Source organism: Amycolatopsis sp. NPDC051061 (assembly GCF_040682935.1).
Taxonomy (GTDB): domain Bacteria; phylum Actinomycetota; class Actinomycetes; order Mycobacteriales; family Pseudonocardiaceae; genus Amycolatopsis.
The window spans coordinates 1-1,195 of the sequence record NZ_JBFBBZ010000164.1 but is presented as its reverse complement, the minus strand read 5'-3'; the positions used below and the strand labels follow the sequence as shown (position 1 = coordinate 1,195).

Genomic DNA, 1,195 nt, shown 5'->3' with positions numbered 1-1,195 from the left:
GCCAGTTATCCTTTTCTCATCTATCTTTATCCTTATTGCCTATGTCCCAAATGCTTGGGGATTCCACTGGTCAAAAGACATTGAGACCTTCTTGATGACTCCTTATAGCTATTCGATGGGTATCCTAGCATTCTTTGTTGGTGGTACTACCGCTAAAGCTTTGACGGACTCAAAGAACCGTGACCTACCTGCGACCAATCAGATTAACTTCTTATCTACGATGCTAGCGTCTATGGTAGGGTTCCTTTTGATGGCAGCTGAGCCTGCAAAAGAAGGAGGCTTCTTGACAGCCTTCATGGGAACAAAAGGCCTTTTGACAGCATTTATCGCAGCCTTTGTGACAGTTAATGTTTATAAAGTCTGTGTAAAAAATAATGTTACCATTCGTATGCCTGAAGATGTTCCACCAAATATCTCTCAAGTATTTAAGGACTTGATTCCGTTCACCGTCTCAGTTGTTCTCCTATATGGACTTGAACTCCTTGTTAAGGGAACTCTTGGTATAACTGTTGCAGAATCAATCGGTACCCTTATTGCTCCTCTTTTCTCAGCTGCAGATAGTTACCTTGGAATTACACTTATCTTTGGTGCTTATGCCTTCTTCTGGTTTGTTGGTATTCACGGTCCTTCAATTGTCGAACCAGCAATCGCTGCTATCACTTATGCCAATATCGATGTCAACTTGCATCTTATCCAAAATGGACAACATGCAGATAAAGTTATCACTTCTGGTACTCAAATGTTTATTGCTACCATGGGTGGAACAGGAGCTACATTGATTGTTCCATTCTTGTTCATGTGGATTTGTAAATCAGATCGTAACCGTGCCATCGGACGTGCCTCAGTTGTTCCAACATTCTTTGGGGTTAATGAGCCAATCTTATTTGGTGCACCAATCGTATTGAATCCGATTTTCTTTGTACCGTTCATTTTCACTCCGATTGTCAACGTTTGGATCTTTAAATTCTTTGTTGACACATTGAACATGAACTCATTCTCTGCCAACCTTCCATGGGTTACTCCTGGTCCGTTGGGAATTGTACTCGGTACTAACTTCCAAGTTCTATCATTTATCTTAGCCGGACTCTTGGTAGTTGTTGATACTATCATTTATTACCCATTTGTTAAGGTATACGATGAACAAATTCTTGAAGAAGAACGTTCTGGTAAAACAAACGATGCTCTTAAAGAAAAA

Annotated in this window: 1 protein-coding gene; it reads left to right on the top strand. The window is 40.4% G+C overall.

All coding sequences use genetic code 11. The annotated features are described in order from the left end of the window. On the top strand, positions 1–1,195 hold a 1,195-nt coding region (locus tag AB0N03_RS52440), incomplete at both ends, for a lactose-specific PTS transporter subunit EIIC (protein WP_364389020.1).